Here is a 26,088-nt window from a genome sequence, read left to right on the forward strand (position 1 = left end):
CAGAACACCGGTACCAAAAACTCGCATCTGACAGGCCGGGTGTCACTCATTACGCAGACCTCTGTGAAAGTGGCATAGAGATTCCCTTTCTGGTTTATGGGTTTACTACCTATGTGGGTAACCACATAACGGAAGGTGCCCACGGTCAACGGTAGATGTGACTGCGGGCTGAGTGAATCGGCAATTAGCGCTGGTTAAGACGGTTTCGTTGAGCGAATGTTCCGATGACAGTGCCAAGTAGAACTGCGATTATGGTTAATCCCATTGCTGTCCAATCGATGGCGAATAGAAAGCCGTCGCCAAGTAGAAAGCTAAATCCTGCTAAAGGAGCGAGACCGCTAAAGGTTCCGATTACTAGGGAGCTAAAACAGATAAAGCTTATGGCCCACGAAAGAGATTTGATGCTCCAATCACGGCTAAGCCCTAGATGGAAAAAGGCGGTATGTAACGCTTTCATACTGCTACTCAGTCCGCGTGAAACCACCAAGGCTATGGCAATAGCGGAAAGTAGAGCTGCCGTAAGGCTGATGTAGAACGATAAGGGGGTCTCGGTTTCGTAACCTTTGGAAAGCTGGATGTCTTCGGGCGGTATGCCAAGTTCGTTTGCGACTTTTGGCACACGTTCTGCCTTTTGGGCGGATAATCCGTCGAATACCCAGAGGGGTGAATTAGTAGGAAGCCCAAGCTGCTGAGCCGTAGCTTCTAAAACGACACCTCCAACTTGTCTGCCCCAGTAATGTCCAAAAGAACTCTCTTGGGCATCGAGGATGTGCGACTTTCCGCTTGAATCAGTGATCTGTGTGTGGGAGGCGTCGACAAGCTTTTCGTCGCGTACGAGAACGCCGCCGCGTTCAAGAGTTTTCCTTTCGTCAGAAGTTAGTCTTTCGTCGGTAAGCTTTTCCCAACTATCGATATCGTGAACGGATAGAACGCCAAAAGCTCCTGAGATATTGGGATCCATCGGTAGTCCTGCGGAAAGTCGCTGCACGGAAATAGGCTCGGGCAGGTCACCTTGGGCGACTAAAGAATTCTGTGCAGTTCCATTTACGGAGTCCGTCTCAGCTGGCAGAGTTAAGATTGCCTGGTCAGGTGGGACAATTGGTGCATAGGATTCAGCTTCCGAAGCGGTCATGCTAGCGGCCAGACTGCTGCTAAAAATGGCTATCCCAACCGTGCTGGATAATAAGCCCAGCCCAATAAGTGGAAGAAAACGGTGTGAACTCAAAAACCGCCGAGCAAGACGACTCGGTGACGTGGGGGCATTGCTTTTAATCGAAATAGTCAAAAGGAGCGCCACCGCAAAAGCGAGCGCCAACGTGGGGATCGGGGCTAGGGTTGTGAAAATTTCCGGACCGACTACCCCTGCGAATAGCACGGTTGCTAGTGCTATGCCGCACAAAGTGGGGATGATCCCAGCCGACGCTCTTTTCCATTTCGAGGAAAGCTTATGTTCAGCAGCGTGAGTTTTATGAAATCGTACTGGAAGCACGGTTGTCAGCGCGCTAAAAATTGGCGGAAGTACTGCGGAGACGAGCAGCAAGCAACACCACTTCCAGGGGAGTGCGAAATCTCGCCCGGGTACGGATCCCAGCTTTGCTAGTTGGTTCCTAAAGAGGTGGGGAATGAGTGCGCCGGTGACAATAGCGCAGGTTGAAATGGATAGAACTAGGAAAAGAAGACGGAGGTGAAAGATACTCCACAACTTCTTTCTGGCAATTCCGAGTTGATGTAGTGAAGTAGCTGGAGTTTTGAGTGCGCGGCGTTGAGTAGTCGTTAAGAAAGCGGAGAAGAACAGCGGCAAGACAAACGCAAACGCACCGAAGAAAAACGAGTATTCATCAAGGAGGCTTTTGGGAGGTTGTTCTTCCAGCGATTGCTTAGAGAGGTATGACAGTTTCACTGCCTCTTTGGCACTGAGCTCGGCATTATCACTGTGTGCAATGCGGTTCATTGTCTTTTCCAGTTCGCTCAGGTTCGAGGACTGGTTATCCAAAAGCATTGGGCGTGCTCCAACGCTTGATGGAGATACAGGTGAAGTAGTGAGATCCCAGGTACCTGGGGCCGCATAAACAGCGCTTGCCTTCGGCATAAACTCATTTGTGACGGTGCCGACCACGTTTACCTTGAGGTTGCTGCTAAAGGCACTGACCTCTGTTTCCTCGGAAATGCCGCTAGGCGTGGTTGCAACTATTTCCCCGGGTGAAGTTGGCCACCGCCCTGATTTCAAGGTTAAGCCGTAGCTGGAACCGTGGCTTTCCCAATCACCTTCTGCGTATGTCATCCTGCGACCGGGGTCAGCGTCCGTGTAGAAATCCTGCGATATAAGTTCACGAGAGAACCGTTCGGGATCTTCCGGTGAGGATAGGCAATCGTCGATTTTGTCGCCTAGAGCAAGTGAACAGGGTGCGTCTGCTCTCTGCTGGTTATCGCCTAGATTGGATGCGACGTGTTGCTCGACGGACATTGTCATAAGCATTGAGCTTGTGGCCGTTGCAGCAAGGAGAAGAATACTGAGCGCGGCTAGTGCGTACATAAGGCGCACTTTGGGTTGCTGCTTGGTGATTTTAAACAGAAGTTGACTAACCAAGTGACTTCTCCGCTTCTTGGTCGTTGTGCAGTAGGCCGTCGATCAGGGTGAAAGATCGCGTGCAATACTCCAGTACGATCGGATCATGGGAAGCGGTAATGATGGTCGTTCCTTCGCTAGCGAGTTTTTGGAACAAGGCGAATACGCTTCGCGAGTTTTGTTCATCCAGGGCAGCAGAAGGCTCGTCTGCCAATAGGACGGACCGTTTCCCGCTCAATGCACGGGCAATACCCACCCGCTGGCATTGCCCGCGGGACAATTCGTCGGGGTATCGAGTTTCTAACCCCTCGAGTCCTACCTGTTTTAGGAGGGATTCGGCCGCCGTTCGAGCTTCTGTAGCCTCGTATCCTGCCGCTGAGAGGACGAGTTGTACATTTTCTGCCGCGGTTAGCTCGGGAATGATGAGATCGGATTGGTGGACAACGCCAACAACCTCCCTGCGTAGTCGAAGCAAGTCCTTTTCGGACGCGGTGTCTACCCTGATTCCGTCAACCGTGATGGAGCCCGAGTTGACGGATATTAGTCCGGACAGGGCGTCCAAAAAGGTTGTTTTTCCTGAACCGCTTTTTCCGGAGATGGCAATGAATTCTCCAGCTTCTGCTTCTAAAGAAACTCCTTTGAGTGCGTGAGTAGCTTTAGGGCCGGAGCCGAGCGTTTTATGAACTTGGTGAATGCGAATATGGGTCATTTCATTCTGAAGTATTGAAGCTGGGAAGAAAGGTGAATTTCGTCCTTCTTCCCAGCTAACGATTGATTACTTAGCAGCCCCGATTGGTGCGCCAGGAGGTGAGGGTGTCGTTGTCCCACCAGCCCACATAATTGTTATTGGAAAATGGGGTCATGGTGTGGCACTTGCCGCCGCCATTGGCGTGCTGATACCAAGCGGCATGGCCTCCGGTGTTATTGATCCACGATGACGTCTTGTCATTAGCGTTGCGCGAAACATTCATAATTCCGATTCCTGGGCCACGGGATCCCAGGAACCCTCCGAAGTTCGCTTCATTGAAAATGCATACAAGGCCTCCGCCGCATTCACTTGCCGAGGCGTTGGCTGTCGGTACAGCGATACCGCTTAGTGCCGCGATAATAGCGCTAGCTGTAGCGAGTTTTTTATTCTCATTTTCTCTCCTTGTTAGAGACTGGTGGAATGTGCGCTGAGTGCGCACTAAGAAAATAACTCTCTGAATATAAATAGGAATTAATTAAAAGGAAACTTTCATGTAGAGAAGGTGAATTCTTCGTAAACCTAAGGTGGGGTCCGCTGAATCTTGTTGAGGAAAAAATTTGCAAGGTTTACAGGGGTCGTAAGTCTGTTGTTACTGGTCGAGCTGCAGAAATCCCCTAGGGCGTCACTCCACTGCTGGTATGTGTGGCGAATTCGGCGTAGAAAAGGGCAGACATTTTAGGGGCAGCTCTCTAAACTGAGATGCGGATCACCCGAGTGGAGACGCTGTATTTCAGCGCCTTCCGAGTTGAAAGGAACACAGAAGTGGCTAATCCCGCGCTTCCATCGTTCAAAAAGATTCTGGTAGCCAACCGTGGCGAAATTGCCGTGCGCGCATTCCGTGCTGCCTTTGAGACTGGGGCTAAGACCGTCGCGGTCTACCCTCGTGAGGACCGGAACTCCTTCCACCGCGCCTTCGCTGATGAGGCTGTCCGTATCGGTACTGAGGGCCAGCCGGTGAAGGCTTATCTGGATATTGATGAAATCATTCGCGCCGCCAAGAAGTCCGGGGCGGATGCCATCTACCCAGGCTACGGTTTCCTTTCTGAACGCGCGGATCTCGCCCGTGCGTGTGAGGACAATGGCATTAAGTTTATTGGTCCAACGCCAAGCACGTTGGACCTAACCGGTGATAAGGCTGCTGCGGTCAGCGCGGCGAAAGAAGCTGGCCTGCCGACACTGCAGGACTCCGAGCCTTCCACGGACCCCGATGTACTGGCCGGTTACGCCAAGGACTTCACCTTCCCGGTATTTGTCAAGGCCGTCGCCGGTGGCGGCGGACGCGGCATGCGTTTCATCGAGAACGAGGCCGAGCTCAAGACCAAGTGTGCTGAGGCTTCCCGCGAGGCAGAGGCGGCTTTTGGCGACGGCCACGTCTACCTCGAGACGGCCGTCATCAAGCCCCAGCACATTGAGGTGCAGATTCTGGCGGACTCCCAGGGCAACGTCGTACACCTCTTCGAGCGTGACTGCTCCGTGCAGCGCCGTCACCAGAAGGTCGTCGAGATCGCTCCCGCCCCGACCCTGGATCCGCAGCTGCGCGACCGCATCTGTGCCGATGCCGTAAAGTTCTGCCAGCACATCAACTATGAAGGTGCCGGCACCGTTGAGTTCCTCGTGGATGAGAAGGGCAACCACGTCTTCATTGAGATGAACCCGCGCGTGCAGGTTGAGCACACCGTGACCGAGGAAGTCACCGGCGTGGACATTGTGAAGTCCCAGATGCAGATCGCCGCTGGTGTCTCCCTTGAGGAGCTCGGCCTGCGCCAAGAAGAGATCGCCCTTACCGGCGCTGCTCTTCAGTGCCGTATCACCACTGAGGACCCAGCCAACGGCTTTCGCCCAGACACCGGCACCCTGACCACCTACCGCTCTCCGGGCGGCGCAGGCGTACGTCTCGACGGCGCAACCGCAGTCGGTGCGGAGATTTCCCCGAACTTCGACTCCTTGCTGGTCAAGATGACCTGCCGTGGCGCTTCCTTCGAGCAAGCAGTTGCTCGTGCGCAGCGTGCGCTCAACGAGTTCACCGTCTCCGGCGTGGCCACCAACATCGGCTTCCTGCGCGCCCTGCTGCGCGAGCCTGACTTCGTAGCCACACGCGTGGACACCGGCTTCATCCCGGAGCACCCAGACCTGCTCAAGGCTCCGCCGGCAGTGGATGAGTCCGGCCGCATCATCGACTACATCGCTGATGTCACGGTCAATAAGCCAAACGGCGAGCGCCCGACCAAGCTGCGTCCTTTCGACAAGATTCCTACCTTCGACAAGTCCCAGCCACTGCCGCGCGGTTCCCGCGATGAGCTGCTGGAGCTCGGTCCAAAGAAGTGGGCTGAGAAGATTCGTGCCCAGTCCGCGCTGGCTGTCACCGACACCACTTTCCGCGATGCGCACCAGTCCCTGCTGGCCACCCGTGTGCGCGGTACCGACTTGGTCACCGCTGCTGAGGCTGTCGCGCGCATGACCCCGGAGCTCTTCTCCGTCGAGGCGTGGGGCGGCGCAACGTACGACGTCGCCATGCGCTTCCTCAAGGAGGACCCATGGGTCCGCCTGGATCTGCTGCGTGAGGCAATGCCGAACCAGAACATCCAGATGCTGCTGCGTGGCCGCAACACCGTCGGCTACTCCCCGTATGCAAACGACGTGTGCAACGCGTTCGTTCAGGAAGCTGCCAAGTCCGGAGTTGATGTCTTCCGCATCTTCGATGCGCTGAACGACGTCACCCAGATGCGCCCGGCTATCGACGCTGTCCTGGAGACCAACACCACCGTGGCCGAGGTTGCCATGGCCTACTCGGGCGACATGTGCTCGCCGGGGGAGAAGCTCTACACGCTGGACTACTACCTGAAGCTGGCTGAGGAAATCGTGAACACCGGCGCCCACGTGCTGGCCATTAAGGATATGGCTGGCCTGCTGCGCCCTGAGTCTGCTTCCAAGCTGGTCATGGCGCTGCGCAAGGAATTCGACCTGCCGGTTCACGTCCACACTCACGACACCGCGGGTGGCCAGCTGGCTACCTATTACGCTGCGGCGCTCTCTGGTGCGGACGTCGTCGACGGTGCTTCCGCACCGCTGGCTGGTACCACCTCGCAGCCTTCGCTGTCCGCCATCATCGCGGCGTTCTCCAACTCCTCGCGCGACACCGGCATCGATCTGAAAGCCGTCTCCGATCTCGAGCCTTACTGGGAGGCTGTCCGCCAGCTCTACCGTCCGTTTGAGAAGGGCATTCCTGGCCCGACCGGCCGTGTCTACCGCCACGAGATCCCCGGTGGACAGCTGTCTAACCTGCGCGCGCAGGCCACGGCCTTGGGCTTGGAGGACCGCTTCGAGGTCATCGAGGACACCTATGCCGCCGTCAATGAGATGCTTGGCCGTCCGACCAAGGTCACTCCGTCCTCGAAGGTCGTCGGCGATCTCGCGCTGCACCTCGTGGGTGCGGGCGTCGACGCAGCAGACTTCGAGGCCGACCCGACCAAGTACGACATCCCAGATTCCGTCATCGCGTTCCTTCGCGGCGAGCTCGGTACCCCTCCAGGTGGCTGGCCACCGCTGCGCGACAAGGTCCTTGAGGGCCGCGCGCCTGGCGACGTCTCCGTCAAGCCAGTACCGGAAGAGGAGAAAGCTCACCTGGTCTCCGACAACTCTGACGAGCGCCGTGCGTCCCTGAACCGACTGCTCTTCCCGAAGCAGTTCGAGGAGTTCAATGAGTTCCGCCGCACCTTTGGCAACACTGAGGCGCTCACGGACACCGTCTTCCTCTACGGCTTGGAAGAGGGCAACGAGTACATCGTCCACTACTTCCCGGATGGCTCCAACGATCGTGCGGATCTCAAGACGATCACGCTGCGTCTCGACGCCCTCGGCGAGCCGGATGAGAAGGGTATGCGCAACGTTGTGCTCAACGTCAATGGCCAGATTCGCCCGATGAAGGTCCGCGACAAAAACGTGGAGTCCTCGGTGGCCACCGTGGAGAAGGCCGACCCGTCCAACGACGGCCACGTGGCCGCGCCGTTCGCGGGCGTGGTCAACGCCACCGTGAAGGCTGGTGACGAGGTCAAGGCCGGCGACCAAGTCGCCGTCATCGAGGCCATGAAGATGGAAGCCTCCATCTCCGCAACCAAGGACGGCAAGGTCGAGCGCGTAGCCATCGGCCAGGCCACCAAGGTTGAAGGTGGCGACCTCATCGTGGTCATTAACTAATCAGCTAAAAGCTGGCAACAGAAGAGCGCCCCTTCCGCTGACCTTTGAAGCGTCGGCGGGAAGGGCGCTCTATTCTGCGCGGTTGCAACCTAGTGGGCGAAGTACTTGACCATGGTGGGCGCCTCCGAATCACCGGGGACAGTGATGTCTTCGAAGCCTTCGGATTCGTAGAGCTTGCGGGCACCAGGGTTCTCGGGGTCGACCCACAGTGCAATCGCGGGGGCCTCTTGGGCCTCAGCGAGGTCGCAAATGTTGCGCAGCAGGCGGCGGCCCACGCCTAAGCCACGGTAGCGGTATTCCACCGCGATGAATAGCTCGGGGATTTCCTCCGGGGCAAAACGGGTTGCCCACTGGGATTCGTCGAAAGGCTCTGCTTCCGGGTTGCCCAGGTACGCCGCACCTTTGCGCGCACCGGTGTAGTAGCGCAGCCACGCACCGCCCATCGGTACGTTATGACTGGAAACGGCGATGCAGCCGCCGTCGACAAGCGGCGACCATTCGTCGATGTACAGGCCCACGTCTGCTGTGTGGAAGTCAGGGACGGCGGCCTCTTCGTCGCCTAAAACATCAGCGAGGAAGAGCAGACGAGACAGGTAGGTCCGGTCTGGCTCCTTGGCCAGCCGGACCACATACAAAGAGTCGTTGGCGGTCATTCCACCGACTCTAGTGTGCTATTTGATCTCCAGCAATGGGGCGCCCTTGTTGATCTGGGCGCCCTGCTCGACGCTGAGGCCAGTGACGGTGCCGGCCTTGTGGGCCTTGACTGGGTTTTCCATCTTCATGGCTTCGAGGATGAGCACGACGTCGCCTTCTGCGACTTCCTGTCCTTCTTCAACGCCAACCTTGATGACGGTGCCCTGCATCGGTGCTACGACGGCGTCGCCAGACGCGGCGGTCTTAGAACTAGAGCCGCGGCGCTTCTTGGACTTCTTGCGGGGTGCGCCGCCGCCCAGCAGGAGATTGCCTGGGAGTGCTACCTCGATGCGGCGACCGCCGACTTCGACGACGAACTTCTGGGAGGCTGCTGCCTCCTCTTCCTCTGGGGTTTCAACGTCGACGTAGGCAGGCAGTTCGTTTACCCACTCTTCCTCAATCCACTTGGTGTAGACATCGAAGGAACCGTTCTCGGCGCTAAACGCAGGGTCGTTGACGATGGCCTGGTGGAACGGGATGACGGTCGGAAGGCCCTCGACGGTGTACTCAGTCAGGGCGCGGCGTGCACGGGCAAGCGCGGTCTCGCGGTCTGGACCCCAGACGATGAGCTTGGCCAGCATGGAGTCGAACTGGCCGCCGATGACGGTGTTCTCGCGCACGCCGGAATCCACGCGGACGCCTGGGCCGGAGGGCTCACTGTAGGAAACGATGGTGCCCGGTGCTGGCATAAAGCCTGTTGCTGCGTCCTCGCCGTTGATGCGGAACTCGAAAGCATGGCCGCGCGGGGTGGGATCCTCGGTGATAGAAAGTTCACCGCCCTCTGCAATGTTGAACTGCTCGCGCACCAGGTCCAGGCCGGTGGTTTCCTCAGAGACTGGGTGTTCCACCTGCAGGCGGGTGTTGACCTCGAGGAAGGAGATTAGTCCATCGGAGCCGACCAAGTACTCGACGGTGCCAGCGCCAAAGTAGCCAGCCTCGCGGCAAATGCGCTTGGCCGACTCATGGATGGCGGTGCGCTGCTCATCGCTCAAGAACGGGGCAGGGGCTTCCTCCACCAGCTTTTGGAAGCGGCGTTGCAGGGAGCAATCGCGGGTGCCGACGACGACCACGTTGCCGTGCTGGTCAGCCAGTACCTGTGCCTCGACGTGGCGAGCCTTGTCGAGATAGCGCTCGACAAAGCACTCGCCGCGGCCGAATGCGGCGGTGGCCTCGCGGGTAGCGGACTCGAAGAGCTCTGCTACTTCGTCACGCTCATAGGCGACCTTCATTCCGCGGCCGCCGCCACCGAAGGCGGCCTTGATGGCAATTGGCAGGCCGTGTTCGTCGGCGAAGGCTTCTACCTCGGCTGCATCCTTAACCGGGTCTGGAGTGCCTGGCGCCATCGGGGCGTCGGCACGCTCAGCGATGTGGCGAGCGGTGACCTTGTCGCCCAAGTCGCGGATGGATTGTGGGGAAGGGCCGATCCAGATAAGTCCGGCGTCGATAACCGCTTGCGCGAAGTCGGCGTTCTCAGACAAGAAGCCGTAGCCCGGGTGAATGGCGTCTGCGCCGGACTTGGCGGCGGCGTCGAGAATCTTGTCGAAGACAAGGTAGGACTCGGCGGAGTTTTGCCCACCTAGGGCGAAGGCTTCGTCGGCAAGCGCAACAAATGGTGCGTCGGCGTCTGGCTCTGCATAAACGGCGACGGAGGCGATGCCAGCGTCGCGCGCGGCACGGATGACGCGGACTGCAATCTCACCGCGGTTAGCAACTAGCACCTTGGTGATCTTCTTGGTTTCAACTGCCACGGCAGGAACCCTCCTGATAAAAATCGTATTGGACTGTTCACTATTCTTGCACACAAAAACATGAGTAAACCGTCAAGTTCTGGTTTTGCTCTCAAAAATACTCCCGCACCAGCGAGGATACGGGAGTAAATCGGCGTGTTGAACGGAGAAGTTACTTCTCGATTGGCATGCGAACCATGTTTCCCCACTCGGCCCACGAACCGTCGTAGACCTTCGTGGACTTGAATCCCAGCAGGAAGGTCAGCACGAACCAAGTGTGGGCGGCCTGCGCGCCAACATGGGAGTAGAGGATGGTCTCGGTTTCTGGCTCGAGGTTGCCATAGTTGACGCTGAGCTCAGAAAGCGCGCGGAAACAGCCATTCGGGTAAACGGAGCGATCCCATTCCAAGTTGGCGGCGCCCGGAATGTGTCCGTGGCGCATGGTGGTGCCATATGTGGACTCGCCGGTGGAAGGCTCGCCGCCGTACTCCTCAGGCGTGCGGGTGTCGACGAGCTTTGCTGCGGTCTCGCGCATCTGGTCTACAAAGACGCGGGAGGTGGCGTCGTCGCGTTCTACCTCTGGGTAATCGGACTCTGGGAAGTCTGGAACCGTGAAAGAGGTATCGCGCTCTTCGGTAACCCACGCGTCGCGGCCGCCGTCGAGCAGGCGGACGTCAGGGTGGCCATAAAGTTCAAATACCCACAGGGCGTAGGCTGCCCACCAGTTGGCTTTGTCGCCGTAGATAACAACGGTGTCTTCCCGCTTAATGCCCTTGTCTCGCATGAGCTGGGAGAAGGAGGCTGCATCGACGACGTCGCGGGTGAGGGGATCGAGCAGCTCGGTTTGGAAATTAATGCGCGAGGCGGTCGGGATGTGTCCGATGTCGTAGAGGAGGGAATCCTCGTCTACTTCGATAACGCGCAGGCCCTTGGTGCCGAGCCTAGCGGAGAGCCAAGGTGCGGAAACGAGGCGCTCTGGGTGCGCATATTCCTGGAATGGGGGATGTGGATCGAACTCGGCCACGGTCCGGTTTCCTTTCTAAATGGGGTTTATAAAAGAGATCTCTCTAAACACAACAACTCTAACGCTTAAGCCCTTAAATTGGTCACCTTGAGCCGAACATTGTGGCGTTGCATACATTTTCTTGCTGATGGTCGTGCCTCACAATCACTGGTTATAACAAGCCTGCAGGTCAAGTGCCTAAATACGTCTTTAGCGGCGAAAACGTACCGGGGTTAATGCGGGGTTAACAACCCAGCGAGGAGGTGCAAACCTGCGTTATTTTTAGGGTGTGGTGCGGTACAAAACGCTGCGTAAATCGCTTGAATCGCTTAAATACTGTCTAAAACACGAAGCGTCCACAGAAAGCCGCTGGCGTACCGGACCATCACCCACAACCCCCAAACGAAAGGGAATTGCTGTGCACAAGGCAATCGTCGTCTTCGAGGTCGAGGGCGGATCTGACAAGCAGCTCAACGGCCACCGCAAGGACACCATGCCCATCGTCGAGTCCATCAAGGACGCAGGCTGGCACTCTGAGGTCGTCTTCTTCCGTCCAGAGTGGTCTGAGCGCATCTTCGAGTACGTCACCGAAAACTTCGACGCTTATATCTCCCGCGTGAACCCGGGTAATATCCCAGGCGGCGAGAAAGGCTACTTCGATCTGCTGACCAAGCTTTCTGAAGCTGGCCTGGTTGGCATGTTCACTCCGTATGAGATGATGGCCTACGGTGCTAAGGATGCATTGGTCAAGCTCAATGACACTGAGCTTGTACCTTCCGATACCGCGGCATATTACGACGTTGAATCATTCCACGACACTTTCCCCACCTCGCTGTCTTACGGCGAGCGCGTGCTGAAGCAAAACCGTGGTTCGACGGGCGAAGGCATCTGGCGTGTCCAGCTCGAGGACAAGTCCCTTGAGGTAGAACCTGGCACCGCACTGCCGCTAGAGACCAAGCTTAAGTGCACCGAGGCAGTGGATAACCACACCGAGGTTCGCGAGCTCGGCGAGTTCATGGATTTCTGTGACCAGTACATTATCGGTGACAACGGCATGCTCGTTGATATGCGCTTCATGCCGCGCATCGTCGAGGGAGAAATCCGTATCCTCCTAGTCGGCCCTGACCCAGTCTTCGTGGTGCACAAGAAGCCGGCTGAAGGCGGCGACAACTTCTCCGCCACACTGTTTTCCGGCGCTAAGTACACCTATGACAAGCCCGAAGCTTGGCAGGAACTTGTAGACATGTTTGCCGAGGTTCGTCCGGTCATTGCAGAAAAGCTTGGCGGTGACAACATCCCGCTGATCTGGACTGCTGATTTCATGCTTGCCGACGGCGAGAATGGCGAGGACACCTACGTCCTTGGCGAGATCAACTGCTCCTGCGTGGGCTTTACTTCCGAGCTCGACATGGGCATTCAGCAGAAGGTTGCTGCTGAAGCCATCAAGCGAGTTGAGGCAAAGCGCGCTTAAGGTCTCCTCTTACTTTTGCAAACCCTGTTTCCCCGAAGGTGGTGGAAGCAGGGTTTTTATATGCCCCTTATAAAGGGAGTATTTCCCATTGGGCTGCCGAATCGTGCAGCGTGTTGTAGTTTCTTTTGTGCGTACTTAATAAATTGAAAGGAACGTCTCTCATATGACCAACCCAGACAAGTTCGGAGAAAACAACTCCGACCAGAATCCACAGCACGCTGCTGAGGACGCAATGAGCTCCTCTTCCTTCGGTAATTCCGACTTCGGCAACTCCGATTTTGGAAACTCTGATTTTGGCAAGTCTGACTTTGGCCAGTCCGATTTCGGTGCTTCTTCCTTCGGCGCTTCTGATTCCTCCGAGGCATCGAGCTTCGGCGGCGCGCACAGCACCGGCAGCGAAGAAACCGTGAACTTCGGTGAGACTTCCTCTGATTTCGGCCAGTCCGACTTCAACCGAGCCTCCTACAACAGCTCCGACTATGCCCAGGGCTTTGGCTCTGAGAACGCTCAGGCTGCCAGCGCTTCCGCCGAGCCCGCAAGCTCTGCATTGGGCTCCCACAGTCACAGCGCTGATAATGCAGGTAGCGCAAACGGCGTGAACAACACAGGCAATAACAACGCAGGCAATGGTTTTGGCCAGTCCAGCTTTGGTCAGCCAGTTCCGCCGGCCGGCAACTTCAACCAGGGCGGCTTCAACCAGCAGTTCCAGTCGCAGAACCAGCCACAGAACCAGCCAGGCCAGCAGAACCAGCAGGGCTTTGGCGGCTTCCAGCCACAGGGGCAGCCGGGCCAGCAGAACCAGCAGGGCTTCGGTGGCTTCCAGCCACAGGGGCAGCCGGGCCAGCAGAACCAGCAAGGCTACAACCCACAAATGCAGGGCTTCAACCAGTACCCGCAGGCGCCGAAGGATAACTTCTTTAAGTCCCTGTTTGACTTCAAGTTCTCCAGCTTCATCACCGTGAAGTTTGCATCCATCATCTACGTGATCGCAGTTGTGGTCGGTGTTCTGTCCTGGATCGGTGGCCTCCTCGTGGCCGTCACGGGCGGCTCCTTAACCGGCATCATGGGCGATCTTGCAGGCTCGTCCTCTGCTGGCGGTGGCATGGCTGCAATGATGATCCTGGGCCACCTCATCTTCGGCACCCTGGGTCTGCTGATTTACCTCATTCAGGTTCGCCTCGTGCTTGAGTTCTTCGTCTCCAACATCCAGACCACGGAGAACGCTAAGAAACTCGTCGAACTGGCAGAAGCGGATAAGTAAGCCCTTCATCTGCCAGCTAAAAAGCCTCGGTCTCATGTGCTCTTTTCAAGAGCCGAGACCGAGGCTTTTTAAGTTTTAGCTATTCGATTTAGTCGAGGAGGCGGGCTACGCAGTCTGGGTCGGCGTCGGAAAGCATCTGGCGGAGGCGGTCGTACTCGTCTTGCTCACCGATTGCCTGTGCAGCGTGCGCGAGAGCCGCGATGGCGCGCAGAACGCCCTGGTTCGGCTCGTGGGCATAAGGAACTGGGCCCCAGCCCTTCCAGCCGTTGCCACGCAGGCGGTCGAGGCTGCGGTGGTAGCCCGTGCGTGCGTAGGCATAAGCGGTGATGTAGGCAATCGGCAGGGCCTCGTCCTCACGCAGGCGGGTTAGCTCCTGCTCCGCCAGCAGCGCCCACAGCAGTGGGGAATTAGGGTGTGCGACGATTCCGGCCTGCAGGTCGGAAACGGAATCCGCGCCTGGATCGGCAGGCAACTCAATAGGGGCAGGGGCTAGCATGTCTTTCATTTCCATGCCCGCAACCCTACCGCCAATCCGCTTGGTGGTGCAGATGGCTAGGGAAACTAAGCCGCGTTCCAGAAGTCCGAGGCATGAAGATCAAAGGAATATAGCGCGCGCCGGACTACCGGCAGGGAAAGCCCGATGACGGAGGAGGGATCGCCCTCGATGCGGTCAATGAACCAGCCGCCGAGAGCCTCTAAGGTGAAGGCGCCGGCGCATTCCAAGGGCTCGCCCGTTGCCGCATAGGCGGCGATGTCATGCTCGGTGGCAGATGCAAAGAAGACCTTGGTACGGGAGGTCTCCACGTGGCGCTTTTCGCCATGGATGATGCAGTGACCGGTTAACAGCTCGGCGCAGTGGCCGGCTTGGGCGCGCCAGCGCTCCACGGTGGCCTGCTCGGTGTGCGGCTTGCCTTGCAGCTGGCCATCCAAAAGCAGCATTGAGTCGCCGCCGATGACAACGTCTGCGGGGTAATCGGGCGCTACCTTTTCGGCCTTTGCGGTGGCAAGGGCCGCGACGACGTCGGCAGGCGGGGTGCTGCTTAGCGACGCCTCGATGGCCTTTTCGTCGACGTGTGCTGGGGCTAAAACGGGCTCAACCCCGGCCCCGCGCAAGATGGAGGCGCGGGACGGGGATTGAGAAGCGAGGACAATTCGCATGATTTCGGCTTCAACCTTGGCGCTTAGTAGTAGCGCACGTTACGGAACGCGGACGGGTTATAGGTCTGTCCCGGCTGGCCCCAGAGATCGCGGGTAGCGCGGGTATCTGCGGCCTTGGCGCGGGCATCGGCATCCAGCTGGGTCAAAACTGCGGAAAGCGCTGCGACTTCTTCGTCAGAGGGGTTACCCTTGAGGACCTTAATCAGGGGAGCGGTCATGGTGTTCTCCTTATTACAAGACGATGTTGCCGTGCTTCTTCGGCAAAGTAGGGACAATTTTACGTTCCAGAAGACGCAGCGCTTCGATGATGGAAGCGCGGGTCGCGGCGGGAGTGATAACCGCATCCACCAGGCCGCGCTCGGCTGCCTGATACGGGCTTAGGTACTCGGCTGCTTCTTCCTCAGAAATCTCGAGCTCCTGGGCCAATGCGGCGGCGTCGGCAACTGCGATTTCGGCGGTCGGCCAGGCGTAGGACAAGTCTGCGCCCAGGTCCTTGGAGCCGAAAGCGATGTAGCCAGTACCGTGCGCACGGCCCACGATGATGCTGAGCTTGCCGACGCTCGCGGCGGAGTAGGCATGCACGAACTTCGCCAGCGCTGCGGTTTCAAGCTGCAGGGCAGGAGCATCCACGAATTCGAGGATTGGCGTATTGAAGGCATCGCAGAGGCGGACAAAACGTGCCGCCTTGGCGGAGGCCGCGGCGTCGAAAGTTGCACGGTTGGCGATGATGCCCACGGTGCGGCCCTCGACGCGGCCGAAGCCGGTAAAGACGCCTTCAACTTTAGCTTCGAGCTCGAAGACATCGTCGCAGACTGCTTCGACGACTGCGTGCAGGTCAACTTCGCCGGAATCGCTGACGATGCTGTTGAGGGCTTCGTCGTCCGCAGACATATTTTCTTCGACGGAGCCCACCATGAGCGGGGCATCCGTGCGCGGGGCCTCAGCGCGGTTATTCGCCGGCAGATAGCTCAAAACCTGCTGGATCAAGGCGATCTCATTGGCTTCGGAGCTGGCGCTGAGATGGCCGTCGGGAGCAATGGTTACGTCGGCAAGCGCAGCGACCAGCGAAGCATCCTTGGAATCGGCGTAGACCGCGGTGACCTGCGGGATAAGGCCAGAAGCCGTGGTGGCGCGGGCCAGGATGCGCGCCTGCATTGCGGAGGAAACGATGCCTTCCTGGGCGCGGGGCTTGTCGCCGGCGACCATGGCTGCGATAGGAACACCGGTCTTAATGGCAAGGTCATAAAGCTTGGTGATCTTCTCGCCATAAACCTCGCCCATGGTGCCGTCAAAGATGGTCGCGTCCTGTGCATAAGCACATACCTTGCGGCCGCCAACCGTGCCATAGCCGGTGATAACGCCATCGGTATAAGGGCGGTCATACTCGCGGCCGAAGTCGGTGGAGCGGTGACGCGCCAGTGCGTCGGTTTCGACGAAGGAGCCGGCATCGAATAACGCGGTAATCGCGCTACGTGCGGCAGGGACCTCGCCCTGTGGCGCTCGGGACTCGGTGAGTTTATTGCTCAGGTCCTCAATCTTGCCAGCGGTGGTCTTCATGTCAGTCATAGATATGCAGTCTACAAGCTTGGGCGCCATACGCTCACCTCGCGGTGAACGCATGGCGTGAAATCATATGGCGCCCAGTGCTAGGACGAACTCGAGCTTAGGCTAGAAAGCCCCCACGAAGATTGCGAAGATCCGTTTTCTTCAGGTTCGCCTGGGGAACCGGAAGCATCATCGACTTCCGGAAGCTTCACGTATTCCGGAAGCGCCGCTGGTTCTTTAAGCGGCTGCTTGGCAGGGGCCATGTCCATTCCAATGTCTTTGGCAAAGATTACTCGGGTGCCGGTATAGACAGACTCAGCATTGGCGGAAAACTCAAACACGCGTGCGCCACGCAATGAGTGCTGCGCTAATGTGCCGTCGCGGAGACCGTAGGCCCCGAAACCGGTGCCCGGGCCGTAGCCCAATTCGATGCCGTAATAGTTGCCCATGTAGGTGTTGATGTGGTCGTGGCCGCAGTAGATTCCGCGAATGTCGCCACGGGCCTGGGCCGCGGCATAAATACCAGAATTGAAGGCGCCTACATAGCAGTCTTCGTTCTTTTCTCCTTTGATTCCATGCTTCTCTACCGCTTTCGCGTGGTCAAGCAGACCGTTCTTGAGCCGGCCGCCGAACCACATGTCGCGGTGCTCATAGGTAGGAATATGGAAGAACATAAGCCCTTCGACCTGAGAACCTGTCGCCGCGGCCAGCGCATCCGACTGCTGTGCGTACCACGCAATCTGCTCTGGGTGAATGTAATCATAGGCCGGCAGATCTGCTGCATCTTGTCCACCGATGGTCTCCGGGTGATAGCGGCCAGAATCGAGAAGCCAAAAGCTGAAGCGAGCAGTCGCGGCGTCGTAAAGCGCAAGATGCGTATTCGAAGCACCATAGCCGCCGGACGAGGCAGGCGCGTTTCGGTTGTGGCGGTAGGAACGCACGAACTGCGTCATGTGCTGGTGGCGCACGCCAGTGCCGCCCTCCTCTGCGGAATCTTCGTCGTGGTTGCCAAAGGTAACGGCCCAGGGGATACCACGGCTTTCCATTGGCAGCACCACGTTATTGATGGCTTGGTAGACCTGCTTTGGGGTGGTTGGGCCGGCGGAAATGACATCGCCGTTGATAAGCACAAACCCTGGCTTTTCTGCGTCGAGAACGTGCTCCATGAACTCGATTGTGCGCTTATCGGTTAGGTGATCATCTTGAGTGTCATTGAACTGAATGACTTTAAAGGAACCGTCGGAATTGAATTCCAGACGAGATGGCGTTTGATTGCCTTGCGAGGGGCTATCTAAGGGAAACGAAGCATCTTGCGCGACTGCTGTGCTCCGGTTTGAAGTTACGGCGCCAAGCCCGAGAAGAGAGGCACCTGAGAGGAAATTGCGGCGTTTAATCTTGGACATAGAGCTTTCCTAGTCTCCTTATTGAATAAGAAATTTTTGAAATACAGTTGGAGACTAGGGCGCTTTGGTATCCGGGCAATGGCCGCCAGATGAAGAATAGGAGAATAGGGAGAAACTATCTAGAGCGGGACGTTGCCGTGCTTGCGCGCTGGACGGGGGACGTTCTTGTCAGCGTAAAGGCGCAGGTTCCGAGTGATAGCACTGCGGGTTTCAGAAGGAAGGAGCACTGCGTCTATTAGCCCGCGTTCTGCCGCCTTGTAGGGGTTTAGCATGTGGTCTTCGTACTCGCGTTCAAAGGACTTGGCGAGCTCTTCGACGTCGAGGCCTTCTTCACGGGCCTTCTTGAGCTCCTTGCGGTAGATGAAGCCGATGGCGCCGGCGGCGCCCATGACCGCGATTTGGGCGGTCGGCCATGCGAGGTTGACGTCTGCGCCAAGCCCCTTGGAGCCCATCACGCAATAAGCACCGCCGTAGGCCTTGCGCAGGGTGACAGTGATCTTCGGTACGGTGGCTTCGCCGTAGGCGTAGAGAAGCTTGGCGCCGCGGCGGAGGATGCCGTCGTGTTCTTGGGAGGCACCGGGCAGAAAACCCGGGACATCGACGAGCATGACGATGGGGATGTTGAAGGCGTCGCAGGCGCGGACGAAGCGCGCCGCCTTCTCGGAGGAGTCGATATCAAGGCAGCCAGCGAAGACCTGCGGCTGGTTGGCCACGAAACCGACGGTTTGGCCTTCGACGCGGCCGAAGGCTACGACGACGTTTTCGGCGCGTTCTGCCTGGATTTCGAGGAATTCGCCGTCGTCGGTGATGGCTTCGATGACGTGCTTGACGTCGTAGGGCTGGGTAGGGGAATCAGGGATGATCTCGTCGAGAATGAGGTCATCGGCGGTTTCATCGCCGAGTTCTTCATAGGGCTCAAAAGGTGCGCGCTGGCGGTTATTGGAGGGGAGATAGGTCAAAAGGTCGTGGACCCAGTCGAGGGCTTCTTCATCGGTGGCGGCGGTGAAATGGGAGTTACCGGCGGATTGCATGTGAGTGGAGGCGCCGCCGAGTTCCTCCTGGGTGATTTCTTCACCGGTGACGGTCTTGATGACGTCGGGGCCGGTGACGAACATCTTGGACTTTTCCTCGACCATAACGACGAAGTCAGTCAAGGCAGGGGAGTAGGCGTTGCCACCGGCACAAGCGCCCATGATGACGGAGATCTGTGGGACCACGCCGGAGGCCTTGACGTTTTGGTAGAAGGTGCGCGCGATCCAGTCGAGGGAGACTGCGCCATCTTGGATGCGGGCACCGGCACCTTCATAAAGGCCGATGAGCGGGCGGCCGGTGGTTACAGCAAGCTCCATGATTTTTACCATCTTCTCGCCATAAACCTCGCCGAGCGCGCCGCCGAAGACGGTGCCGTCTTGGGAGAAGATGCAGACCTCGCGGCCATCGATGGTTCCCCAGCCGGTAACGATTCCGTCGGTTAATGGTTTTTTCGCGCCCATGCCGAAATCGGAGGTGCGGTGCACGGCGAGCATATCGGTTTCGACGAATGAGCCTTCATCGAGCAGGTAGTCAAGGCGCTCGCGCGCCGTCAAACGGCCAGCGGCGTGGACTTTCTCGTAGGCCTTTTTGCTGAGCGGAGCGGCGGCTTGCTCGCGGCGTCGCTTAAGTTCGGCGATTTTTCCGGCAGTGGTGGCAGCTTGCTCATCCTCGAGGGAGGTCAAATGTGAGGAAATAGTCATGTTTTCAGAGTTTAAAGAATGCCCTCGTGGTTTTACACCTCGAAACACAGGTGATTTCCCTCACAAAACTAGTTTGTGCTGCTAAGTGATGTGGGGCAAAGAAAAGTGCCTAGCTTTCCTTCGTAGAAAAGCTAGGCACTTTACGGTTTGGGGCTGGGGGGATTTAGGCTGCGAGGCCGAAATCCATGAGGAAGAGCTCCACCTCGTAGACCTCTTCGGTGCGCGGTGCGCGGCCGGCGATGGAGTTGAATACGGAAATGATGTCATCCGTCGTGGCCGGTGTGGTGCCACGGTTGACGAGCTCCTCGGTGACGAGGGCTTCCATAGGGGTTGCGTCCAAGGCGTCAAGGCCCGTGCCGGTGGCGCTCTTGAATGTGGTTGCGAACGAGTTAATCAGTCCGTTGATGGTATTCATTGATGCTCACCTTCTTTCGATCTGGACAATGAATCTTCGGCCGCTAGGGGTAGGGAAAATAAATGTAGGTAAAAACAAAGAAACTAGCGGACGAGCTGATAAGTACTCGATGGTACGCTCGGTCCGCTAGTTTAGCAACCTTTAGTTCCGTGTTAGTTAACTTTTCGTTAACTTAACGCTTGAGGAACTTTGTTTTAAGTCCTGTCTTAATGCTTGCTGGAAAGACCCGGGAAGAGCTCAATTCCGAAGTAATTGTGAATCGAATCCTTAGCAATCCAAGAGATGGCAATCAGGATGATTACGCCCAAGACTGCGTAGACGGTCCAGCCCAAAACCTTCATCTGGGCGGAGGCCTCGGTGTCGCCGACGATGACGCCGTCGCTGTTGCGGATTGGGTCACCGGTCATGCAACGCATGCCCAAGGCGAAAAGGAGCGGGATGCCAGCGCCGAAGGCTAGTGCCAAGCCGGCGACGCGGGTGATAGCGACGAGAATTTCCATTGCGGTCATGGCGATTCCTACTTTCCTTGGGAGACTTCGTGGGCGGAGCTGGAAGCGTCGTCGACGACGCCGTGTGCGCCATTCGCGGCGCCCGGGGCGTTGCCGGTGGCAACGCCGGCGGCAACCTTGTCGTGAGCCTGCATGGAGGAGTCAACAGACTCAGCGTCAGCGTCCCAGTCATCGTTGACGTTGGATGCATCCACTGGGTTGCGGCGAGCGCGCAGCAGGATTACGGCGACCATGGCGAGCAAAATTATGGCGTCGACGATGGCGCCAGTCAGGGTGTTGGTTGCACCGCTAACCAGGCGTGCAATCCACCAGGTGGCGAAGCCGACTGCAGCAGCGCAAGGCAGGGTGATTAGCCATGCGGAAACCATGCGCATTGCAACGCCCCAGCGGACCTGTGCGCCCTTCTTGCCCAGGCCGGTACCGAGGATGGAACCGGTGGAAACGTGGGTGGTAGACAGTGCCATGCCGCCAGCGGCGGAGGTGAGGATGATGGCTGCGGAAGAAGCCTCGGCGGCCATACCCTGTGGGGACTCGATTTCCACCAAGCCCTTGCCCAGGGTGCGGATGACGCGCCAGCCGCCAGACATGGTGCCGGCTGCGATTGCCACTGCACAGGCAATGATGACCCAGGTTGGGATGCGCTGATCGGCATTTGCCTCACCAGCTGCGACGAGGGCCAAGAAGATTACGCCCATGGTCTTCTGTGCGTCGCCTGCGCCGTGTGCCAGGGAAACTAGGCATGCGGTGACGATCTGGCCGTGGCGGAAGTGCTCGTTCTTTACGCGCTCCGGGATGGTGTTAGTAACCCAGTAGACCAGCGCGGTGCCGCAGGCCGAAACCATGGCGGCGATGAAAGGGGATGCGATTGCTGGGATGATGATTTTGCCGGCGATGGAAGACCATGCAACGCCGCCGCTGCCGAGGGCAGCAAAGGCTGCACCGATGAGGCCGCCGAAAAGGGCGTGGGAAGAAGAGGATGGCATTCCGAGGAGCCATGTAAATAGGTTCCAGAAGATGCCGCCAATGAGGCCGGTGAATACGACCATTAGGAGTGCTTCTCCATCGGTTGCGACAGAGAGATCGTAGGAATCAAGGTTGACGATGCCTTTTGCCACGGTTGCGGCAACATGAACGGAAAGAAAGGCGCCGAGCAGGTTGAGCAATGCGGAAATGGTGACTGCGGTAAATGGCTTTAGGGCGCCGGTGGCAATGGAGGTGGCCATTGCGTTAGCGGTGTCGTGGAAGCCGTTGGTGAAGTCAAAGGCAAGGGCAGTGACGATCACGATGGCCAAGATGATTAGTGTCGCTGTCACGGGCGCGACCCCTTTCCAAGGTTCTTCGGTTCTTCTCGAGCGAGGGAGCGTGGCGTGACGGCCGAGATCAAACTCGGCGACAGTGTCGCAACCGCGTTCCTAACTAACAACGGTATAGAGTAAACCCCTCATGGGATTGGGTCTAATCTCTCAATGGTTGCCATGACCTTGGGTTTTGCGCTTTATGTTCGGCATTTAAATCATTAGACAGTCGGTCTTTGGTGAAGATTCCCGCTGTATACATATCGCGTTAACCTATTGTTTACCTAAGGCGGGGGAGTGCACCCCCGACTGATATTCATTTTCCGTTTAGGTCCTATTTATTCAGTCCTATTTATTCACTGGCTTATTGGTCCTCGATGGGCAGCCAAGCGTAGCCAAATGGCCCTAATTCCACCGGGCCCAGATCGACGGCGTCCGCGGTGAAGTTGTGCAGACACAGAAGGCCGCCCCGCTGGAACGCAAAGATGCCTGCTTCGCCCGTTTCAACCGCCTCGAAGGGGGCGCTTGCTAGCTCGGGGAAGGCCTTTCGCTGGGCAATGAGTTCGCGCACGGTATTGAGCAGCGATGTCGGATCCGTTTTTTGCTCTTCGACGTTGATCTTCGTGCCGCCCACGATTGGGCGGCGCGGGTGCGGGGCCGTGGTGAAGCCAGTGCCGTCGCCAGGGGCCCATTGCATAGGGGTGCGCACTGCGTCGCGGTCTGGAAGTGAAGGAGAATCCGCCATGCCGATTTCATCGCCGTAGTAGAAGAAAGGCGAACCCGGCATGGAAAGCAAAAGCGAGAAGAAAAGCTCAATCTTGCGCCGGTCATTTCCCAGAAGCGGAGCCAAGCGGCGGGCAATACCCACGTGGGCACGCATCTGCTCATCCGGAAGGTAATGGCGATACATTAGCTCGCGGCTGGCATTGTCGACCATTTCGAGCGTTAGCTCGTCATGGTTGCGCAGAAAGGTGCCCCACTGGCAGCCGGCAGGTAGCTCGGGGATTTCATCCATGATGGCGTAGAGGGGGGTGGCGTCGCCAAGCGCAAGTGCCTCATAGATACGCGGCATCAGGGGGAAGTTGAAGACCATGTGGACGCGATTGCCGGTGCCGAAGAACTCCATGGTTTCTTTCGGCGGCTGGTTGGCTTCGGCCACCATGACAGCCTCCGGATAGTTCTCATCCATGAAGGCACGTAGCTTCTCGACGAACGCGATGGTCTCCGGAAGAGATTCGCCTCCCTGGCCATCACGCTCATAGAGATAGGGGATGGCGTCCAAGCGGAAGCCGTCTAGGCCCTTGTCCATCCAGAAAGAAACGATGCGGAAGACTTCCTCGTGGACTGCAGGATTGTCATAGTTGAGATCCGGCTGGTGCGAGTAGAAGCGATGGAAGTAGTACTGCTCGCGCACCTCATCCCAGGCCCAAGTGGAATCTTCGACGTCGGTGAAGATGATGCGGATTTCGGGATACCGGTTCGGATCGTCTCCCCACACGTAGTAATCGCCGTAAGGGCCCGCAGGATCGCGGCGGGACGCTTGGAACCATTCGTGCTCGGTCGAGGTGTGATTGAGAGCGAGGTCCGTCATTAAACGCATGCCGCGCTTGTGGGTCTCGGCTACGAGCTGCTCGAAGTCTTCCATTGTGCCGTAATCGGGGTGGATGGCGTAGTAATCGGCGATGTCGTAGCCGTCATCCTTCAAAGGGGAGGCATAGAAAGGCGAAAGCCAGAGACAATCGACGCCGAGCCACTGTAGATAGTCAAGCTTTTCGATGACGCCTTGGAGCGTGCCGACGCCTTGGCCGCCGCTGGGACCCGCGTCCTTAAAAGAGCCGACGAGGGCCTGGTAGAAGATGGCGTTTTCGTACCAATTCATGCGAGGTCCTTTCTTTTTGCGCGCCAGAGTAGATATTCAATGGTGCATAGGCCGCCGGCCAATAAACCGGGCCAGATGGCGGGAGAGACAGAGAAGAGATTGATTACTGCTTGGATTAAGGCAAGGAAGGCAAAGAAGCCAACAAAGCCTAGAGCAGTGTCCCACAATAAAGCCCGACGCATTAGCTGACTTTGAGGTTGAACGCGGTTCCGTCGGACAATTGGATGGCGGTAGCGCCTTCCTTTAATGCGCGAACGCTGGCGTTGTATTCCGTGGCGCCATCAGTGCGCGCCGGGGAAAATTCAGCGACTTCGGGATTGCTAATCTCGGCATCGAGACCTGCGGACTCGGTGATGACGAGGACCTCATCGATTTTTAGGTCGAAGGTCTGACCAGATAGCTCCTTTGGGCTCAAGATGAGTGGGGCAGGCATGCCCACGGACTCAGCTTGGCTTGCTGCGACTTGCTCCTCCTCCGAAGGCGCGCACGCAGCGCTGGCTAGAGCTAGACAAGCAGAAAATACGGCAATCCCTAGGTTTTTAAGCATTAGGCCTTTACACCTCCGGCGGTGAGACCGGCGACGATGCGATGCTGGAAGATGAGCACCATGATGATGAGCGGGATAGTGACAAGCGCGCCGGCGGCCATGGTAGCGGCATAAGGGTATTCGAACGCGGAAGGGCCGGAGAAGCGGGCGATGGCCACGGTGACCGGCTCAGTGGAATCATTCGAGAGCTGGCGCGCCAACATGAACTCATTCCACGTGGTGATGAAAGCAATGATGGCGGTGGTAAACAGTGCCGGTGCCGCGAGCGGGAGCAGAACCAGGCGGAAAGCCTGGCTGCGGGAAGCGCCGTCGACGCGGGCGGCTTCCTCTAGCTCCCAGGGCAGCTGCCGGAAGAAGCTTAGCAAGGTATAAACCGTCAGCGGCAGCGCGAAGGAAATATTCGGGATGATCATCGCGCGGTAGGTGCCGATCCAGTCGAGGTTGCCAAACATCTGGAAAAGCGGGGTAACCAAGGCGATGGCGGGGAACATGGAAGCCGCCAGAATTATGCCGGTAACGATACCCTTGCCGGGGAAGTTATAGCGCGCCAAAGCATAAGCAGTGAATACGCCTACTGCGACCGCGATGGCGGTGGTGGCCAGCGAAATGACCATGGAATTTCCGAGAGCGGCAAGGAAGTTATTGCCCTTATCAGTAGCCAGTGCATCCTGGAAATTCTCCAAGGTGACATGGGTAGGCCACGGCGTGGTGTCGAAAGTGTGGTCTTTATTGCGAAGCGCAGTAATGACCATCCAGTAGAAGGGCGCAAGCCCCCAGAACATGATGAAGATGATGCCTGCGTAGTGTCCGAACTTTTTCATTACTTGGCCGCCTTCCTATTCGCACCGCGCTTACTGCCAGAAACATCGGCCCCCAAGAAGCGAACCAGAATGAAGGCCACGACGAAGATGAGCAAGAAGATGAGAGTGGACAGCGCAGAAGCCGAGTTGAAGTTGCCTTGGCGCATATCCTCAACCACTAGCTGGGAGATAGTGGCAGTAGGGGCGTTGGAAGAAGCCGAAATCATGATGACAGGAAGGTCGTACATGCGCAGTGCGTCGAGCGTGCGGAACAAAATCGCAACCATCAGCGCCGGGCGCACCAGCGGCAGCGTGATCTTGAAAAAGGTTTGTACTCGGCTTGCGCCGTCGACGCGGGCTGCGTCGTAGACATCCCGCGGAATCATCTGTAGGCCTGCCAAGATAAGCAGGGCCATGAAAGGGGCAGTCTTCCACACATCAGCGATGATGACTGCCAGACGTGCGTAGAAAGGATCGGTGGTCCAAGCGATGTCGGTGCCGAGCAGGGAGTTAACGATGCCATCTGGTGCGAACATGAACTGCCACAGCTTTGCTGTAACGGCAGTAGGAATAGCCCACGGCACTAGGACTGCGGCGCGCACTAGGCCGCGGCCCTTGTACTCGCCATTCATGATGATGGCCATGAACATACCGAGGATGGTCTCAAGCAGGACGGTGACCACGGTGAAAAACAGCGTGATCTTCAGCGCCGGCCAGAAATCCGTGGCAATCACGCCCGGAGGACATTGCGCTATCTGCCCAGTGCCGGAAACACACCGGTTATTGATCCAGTACAGGTAGTTCTCAAGGCCTGCAAAGCCGCCTTCTTCAAAGATTCCCGTCTTGGGGTTGAGGTGGCGGTTTCCCTGGAAAGAAAGCCAGATGGCACGCAAGATTGGGTAACCGATGACGACGGCGAGCACAAGGAGAGCCGGCGCGATAAGTCCCGCGGCATGCAAATTCTGCTTGCGCTTCATGGCGGTGGGCGTTGTTACTGCCACGCTGGGGACGCCTTTCTGCTGGAGATTAACTGGTTGGGTAAGAGTCTAACTGGTGTGCCTGACATCAAAGACAATGCGGGGCGTGCGCGAGCACACAAGCTCACCCACGCCCCGCATGGCACCTCCTTCTTGAGCCTTCC

Annotated in this window: 23 protein-coding genes; 3 read left to right on the forward strand and 20 right to left on the reverse strand. The window is 57.8% G+C overall.

The window, feature by feature from the left end; translation table 11 throughout:
• Positions 1–184: 184 nt before the first annotated feature.
• From HMPREF3155_RS01105 to HMPREF3155_RS01115, 3 genes are all read right to left on the reverse strand, one after another.
• The gene (locus HMPREF3155_RS01105) at positions 185–2,533 is read right to left on the reverse strand and encodes a hypothetical protein (RefSeq protein ID WP_141748366.1); all 2,349 of its coding nucleotides are present in this window, start codon (positions 2,531–2,533) and stop codon (positions 185–187) included.
• Between the two features lie 46 nt (positions 2,534–2,579).
• A complete protein-coding gene (locus tag HMPREF3155_RS01110; RefSeq protein ID WP_062035768.1) occupies positions 2,580–3,275 on the reverse strand; it encodes an ABC transporter ATP-binding protein in 696 nt (231 codons plus the stop codon).
• Positions 3,276–3,345: 70 nt separating this feature from the next.
• A complete protein-coding gene (locus tag HMPREF3155_RS01115) occupies positions 3,346–3,753 on the reverse strand; it encodes a peptidase inhibitor family I36 protein (protein WP_158510261.1) in 408 nt (135 codons plus the stop codon).
• Positions 3,754–4,076: 323 nt separating this feature from the next.
• Between HMPREF3155_RS01115 and HMPREF3155_RS01120 the strand changes: the two genes are divergently transcribed.
• Positions 4,077–7,508, forward strand: coding sequence for a pyruvate carboxylase (locus HMPREF3155_RS01120; protein WP_062035766.1), 3,432 nt, complete (start codon positions 4,077–4,079; stop codon positions 7,506–7,508).
• A gap of 89 nt (positions 7,509–7,597) precedes the next feature.
• On the opposite strand, the gene HMPREF3155_RS01125 is transcribed toward HMPREF3155_RS01120, so the two are convergent.
• The 3 genes from HMPREF3155_RS01125 to HMPREF3155_RS01135 all read right to left on the reverse strand — a co-directional run bounded on the left by HMPREF3155_RS01125 (position 7,598) and on the right by HMPREF3155_RS01135 (position 10,952).
• A complete protein-coding gene (locus tag HMPREF3155_RS01125; RefSeq protein ID WP_070432359.1) occupies positions 7,598–8,161 on the reverse strand; it encodes a GNAT family N-acetyltransferase in 564 nt (187 codons plus the stop codon).
• Between the two features lie 18 nt (positions 8,162–8,179).
• On the reverse strand, positions 8,180–9,949 hold the full coding sequence (locus tag HMPREF3155_RS01130) for an acetyl/propionyl/methylcrotonyl-CoA carboxylase subunit alpha (RefSeq protein WP_070432360.1): 1,770 nt from the start codon (positions 9,947–9,949) through the stop codon (positions 8,180–8,182).
• Between the two features lie 151 nt (positions 9,950–10,100).
• A complete protein-coding gene (locus HMPREF3155_RS01135) occupies positions 10,101–10,952 on the reverse strand; it encodes a sulfurtransferase (RefSeq protein ID WP_070432361.1) in 852 nt (283 codons plus the stop codon).
• A 397-nt stretch (positions 10,953–11,349) separates the two neighbouring features.
• Here HMPREF3155_RS01135 and HMPREF3155_RS01140 point away from each other — a divergent pair, with 397 nt between their 5' ends.
• Together HMPREF3155_RS01140 and HMPREF3155_RS01145 are read left to right on the forward strand one after the other, a co-directional pair.
• Positions 11,350–12,402, forward strand: a complete 1,053-nt coding sequence (locus HMPREF3155_RS01140) for a Cj0069 family protein (protein WP_070432362.1) — start codon at positions 11,350–11,352, stop codon at positions 12,400–12,402.
• A 163-nt stretch (positions 12,403–12,565) separates the two neighbouring features.
• Positions 12,566–13,663 (forward strand): DUF4282 domain-containing protein, encoded by a 1,098-nt coding sequence (locus HMPREF3155_RS01145; protein ID WP_070432363.1) that lies wholly within the window; start codon positions 12,566–12,568, stop codon positions 13,661–13,663.
• Between the two features lie 88 nt (positions 13,664–13,751).
• Here the strand turns inward: HMPREF3155_RS01145 and HMPREF3155_RS01150 are convergent, their stop codons facing one another.
• The 14 genes from HMPREF3155_RS01150 to HMPREF3155_RS01215 all read right to left on the reverse strand — a co-directional run bounded on the left by HMPREF3155_RS01150 (position 13,752) and on the right by HMPREF3155_RS01215 (position 25,924).
• Positions 13,752–14,174: a DUF3151 domain-containing protein gene (locus tag HMPREF3155_RS01150; RefSeq protein ID WP_061920742.1), complete on the reverse strand. Its 423-nt coding sequence runs from the start codon at positions 14,172–14,174 to the stop codon at positions 13,752–13,754.
• Positions 14,175–14,224: 50 nt separating this feature from the next.
• Positions 14,225–14,821: a Maf family protein gene (locus HMPREF3155_RS01155; RefSeq protein ID WP_070432364.1), complete on the reverse strand. Its 597-nt coding sequence runs from the start codon at positions 14,819–14,821 to the stop codon at positions 14,225–14,227.
• Positions 14,822–14,844: 23 nt separating this feature from the next.
• Entirely contained in the window at positions 14,845–15,039 is a 195-nt protein-coding gene (locus HMPREF3155_RS01160; protein ID WP_061920746.1) for an acyl-CoA carboxylase subunit epsilon, read from the reverse strand.
• A 13-nt stretch (positions 15,040–15,052) separates the two neighbouring features.
• Entirely contained in the window at positions 15,053–16,387 is a 1,335-nt protein-coding gene (locus tag HMPREF3155_RS01165) for a carboxyl transferase domain-containing protein (protein WP_070432365.1), read from the reverse strand.
• A gap of 80 nt (positions 16,388–16,467) precedes the next feature.
• The gene (locus HMPREF3155_RS01170) at positions 16,468–17,769 is read right to left on the reverse strand and encodes a metallophosphoesterase family protein (RefSeq protein ID WP_070432366.1); all 1,302 of its coding nucleotides are present in this window, start codon (positions 17,767–17,769) and stop codon (positions 16,468–16,470) included.
• A 119-nt stretch (positions 17,770–17,888) separates the two neighbouring features.
• Entirely contained in the window at positions 17,889–19,502 is a 1,614-nt protein-coding gene (locus HMPREF3155_RS01175; protein ID WP_070432367.1) for an acyl-CoA carboxylase subunit beta, read from the reverse strand.
• Positions 19,503–19,665: 163 nt separating this feature from the next.
• Entirely contained in the window at positions 19,666–19,917 is a 252-nt protein-coding gene (locus HMPREF3155_RS01180) for a hypothetical protein (RefSeq protein WP_061920751.1), read from the reverse strand.
• Positions 19,918–20,123: 206 nt separating this feature from the next.
• Positions 20,124–20,426 (reverse strand): hypothetical protein, encoded by a 303-nt coding sequence (locus HMPREF3155_RS01185; protein WP_061920753.1) that lies wholly within the window; start codon positions 20,424–20,426, stop codon positions 20,124–20,126.
• Positions 20,427–20,434: 8 nt separating this feature from the next.
• On the reverse strand, positions 20,435–21,739 hold the full coding sequence (locus HMPREF3155_RS01190; protein WP_061920756.1) for an inorganic phosphate transporter: 1,305 nt from the start codon (positions 21,737–21,739) through the stop codon (positions 20,435–20,437).
• 346 nt (positions 21,740–22,085) lie between these two features.
• Positions 22,086–23,600 (reverse strand): maltose alpha-D-glucosyltransferase, encoded by a 1,515-nt coding sequence (treS, locus tag HMPREF3155_RS01195; RefSeq protein ID WP_070432368.1) that lies wholly within the window; start codon positions 23,598–23,600, stop codon positions 22,086–22,088.
• Positions 23,597–23,782, reverse strand: coding sequence for a hypothetical protein (locus tag HMPREF3155_RS13190; protein ID WP_061920760.1), 186 nt, complete (start codon positions 23,780–23,782; stop codon positions 23,597–23,599). The genes treS and HMPREF3155_RS13190 overlap by 4 nt, the downstream gene beginning before the upstream one ends.
• Positions 23,782–24,147, reverse strand: coding sequence for a hypothetical protein (locus tag HMPREF3155_RS01205; RefSeq protein WP_070432369.1), 366 nt, complete (start codon positions 24,145–24,147; stop codon positions 23,782–23,784). Before HMPREF3155_RS01205 ends, HMPREF3155_RS13190 begins: the two co-directional genes overlap by 1 nt.
• Positions 24,147–24,968: a carbohydrate ABC transporter permease gene (locus HMPREF3155_RS01210; RefSeq protein WP_070432370.1), complete on the reverse strand. Its 822-nt coding sequence runs from the start codon at positions 24,966–24,968 to the stop codon at positions 24,147–24,149. Before HMPREF3155_RS01210 ends, HMPREF3155_RS01205 begins: the two co-directional genes overlap by 1 nt.
• The gene (locus HMPREF3155_RS01215; RefSeq protein WP_061920767.1) at positions 24,968–25,924 is read right to left on the reverse strand and encodes a carbohydrate ABC transporter permease; all 957 of its coding nucleotides are present in this window, start codon (positions 25,922–25,924) and stop codon (positions 24,968–24,970) included. Before HMPREF3155_RS01215 ends, HMPREF3155_RS01210 begins: the two co-directional genes overlap by 1 nt.
• Positions 25,925–26,088 lie beyond the last annotated feature (164 nt).

Origin of the sequence: Corynebacterium sp. HMSC06D04 (assembly GCF_001807315.1) — a bacterium.
GTDB classification, from domain to species: Bacteria; Actinomycetota; Actinomycetes; order Mycobacteriales; family Mycobacteriaceae; genus Corynebacterium; species Corynebacterium simulans.

Bases quoted from the DNA above. Each gene is read 5' to 3' on its own strand.
- HMPREF3155_RS01105 (WP_141748366.1), bottom strand. From the start codon at position 2,533: ATGTACGCACTAGCCGCGCTCAGTATTCTTCTCCTTGCTGCAACGGCC.
- HMPREF3155_RS01110 (WP_062035768.1), bottom strand. From the start codon at position 3,275: ATGACCCATATTCGCATTCACCAAGTTCATAAAACGCTCGGCTCCGGC.
- HMPREF3155_RS01125 (WP_070432359.1), bottom strand. From the start codon at position 8,161: ATGACCGCCAACGACTCTTTGTATGTGGTCCGGCTGGCCAAGGAGCCA.
- HMPREF3155_RS01145 (WP_070432363.1), top strand. From the start codon at position 12,566: ATGACCAACCCAGACAAGTTCGGAGAAAACAACTCCGACCAGAATCCA.
- HMPREF3155_RS01150 (WP_061920742.1), bottom strand. From the start codon at position 14,174: ATGGAAATGAAAGACATGCTAGCCCCTGCCCCTATTGAGTTGCCTGCC.
- HMPREF3155_RS01155 (WP_070432364.1), bottom strand. From the start codon at position 14,821: ATGCGAATTGTCCTCGCTTCTCAATCCCCGTCCCGCGCCTCCATCTTG.
- HMPREF3155_RS01160 (WP_061920746.1), bottom strand. From the start codon at position 15,039: ATGACCGCTCCCCTGATTAAGGTCCTCAAGGGTAACCCCTCTGACGAA.
- HMPREF3155_RS01165 (WP_070432365.1), bottom strand. From the start codon at position 16,387: ATGACTGACATGAAGACCACCGCTGGCAAGATTGAGGACCTGAGCAAT.
- HMPREF3155_RS01170 (WP_070432366.1), bottom strand. From the start codon at position 17,769: ATGTCCAAGATTAAACGCCGCAATTTCCTCTCAGGTGCCTCTCTTCTC.
- HMPREF3155_RS01175 (WP_070432367.1), bottom strand. From the start codon at position 19,502: ATGACTATTTCCTCACATTTGACCTCCCTCGAGGATGAGCAAGCTGCC.
- HMPREF3155_RS01180 (WP_061920751.1), bottom strand. From the start codon at position 19,917: ATGAATACCATCAACGGACTGATTAACTCGTTCGCAACCACATTCAAG.
- HMPREF3155_RS01185 (WP_061920753.1), bottom strand. From the start codon at position 20,426: ATGACCGCAATGGAAATTCTCGTCGCTATCACCCGCGTCGCCGGCTTG.
- treS (WP_070432368.1), bottom strand. From the start codon at position 23,600: ATGAATTGGTACGAAAACGCCATCTTCTACCAGGCCCTCGTCGGCTCT.
- HMPREF3155_RS13190 (WP_061920760.1), bottom strand. From the start codon at position 23,782: ATGCGTCGGGCTTTATTGTGGGACACTGCTCTAGGCTTTGTTGGCTTC.
- HMPREF3155_RS01205 (WP_070432369.1), bottom strand. From the start codon at position 24,147: ATGCTTAAAAACCTAGGGATTGCCGTATTTTCTGCTTGTCTAGCTCTA.
- HMPREF3155_RS01210 (WP_070432370.1), bottom strand. From the start codon at position 24,968: ATGAAAAAGTTCGGACACTACGCAGGCATCATCTTCATCATGTTCTGG.
- HMPREF3155_RS01215 (WP_061920767.1), bottom strand. From the start codon at position 25,924: ATGAAGCGCAAGCAGAATTTGCATGCCGCGGGACTTATCGCGCCGGCT.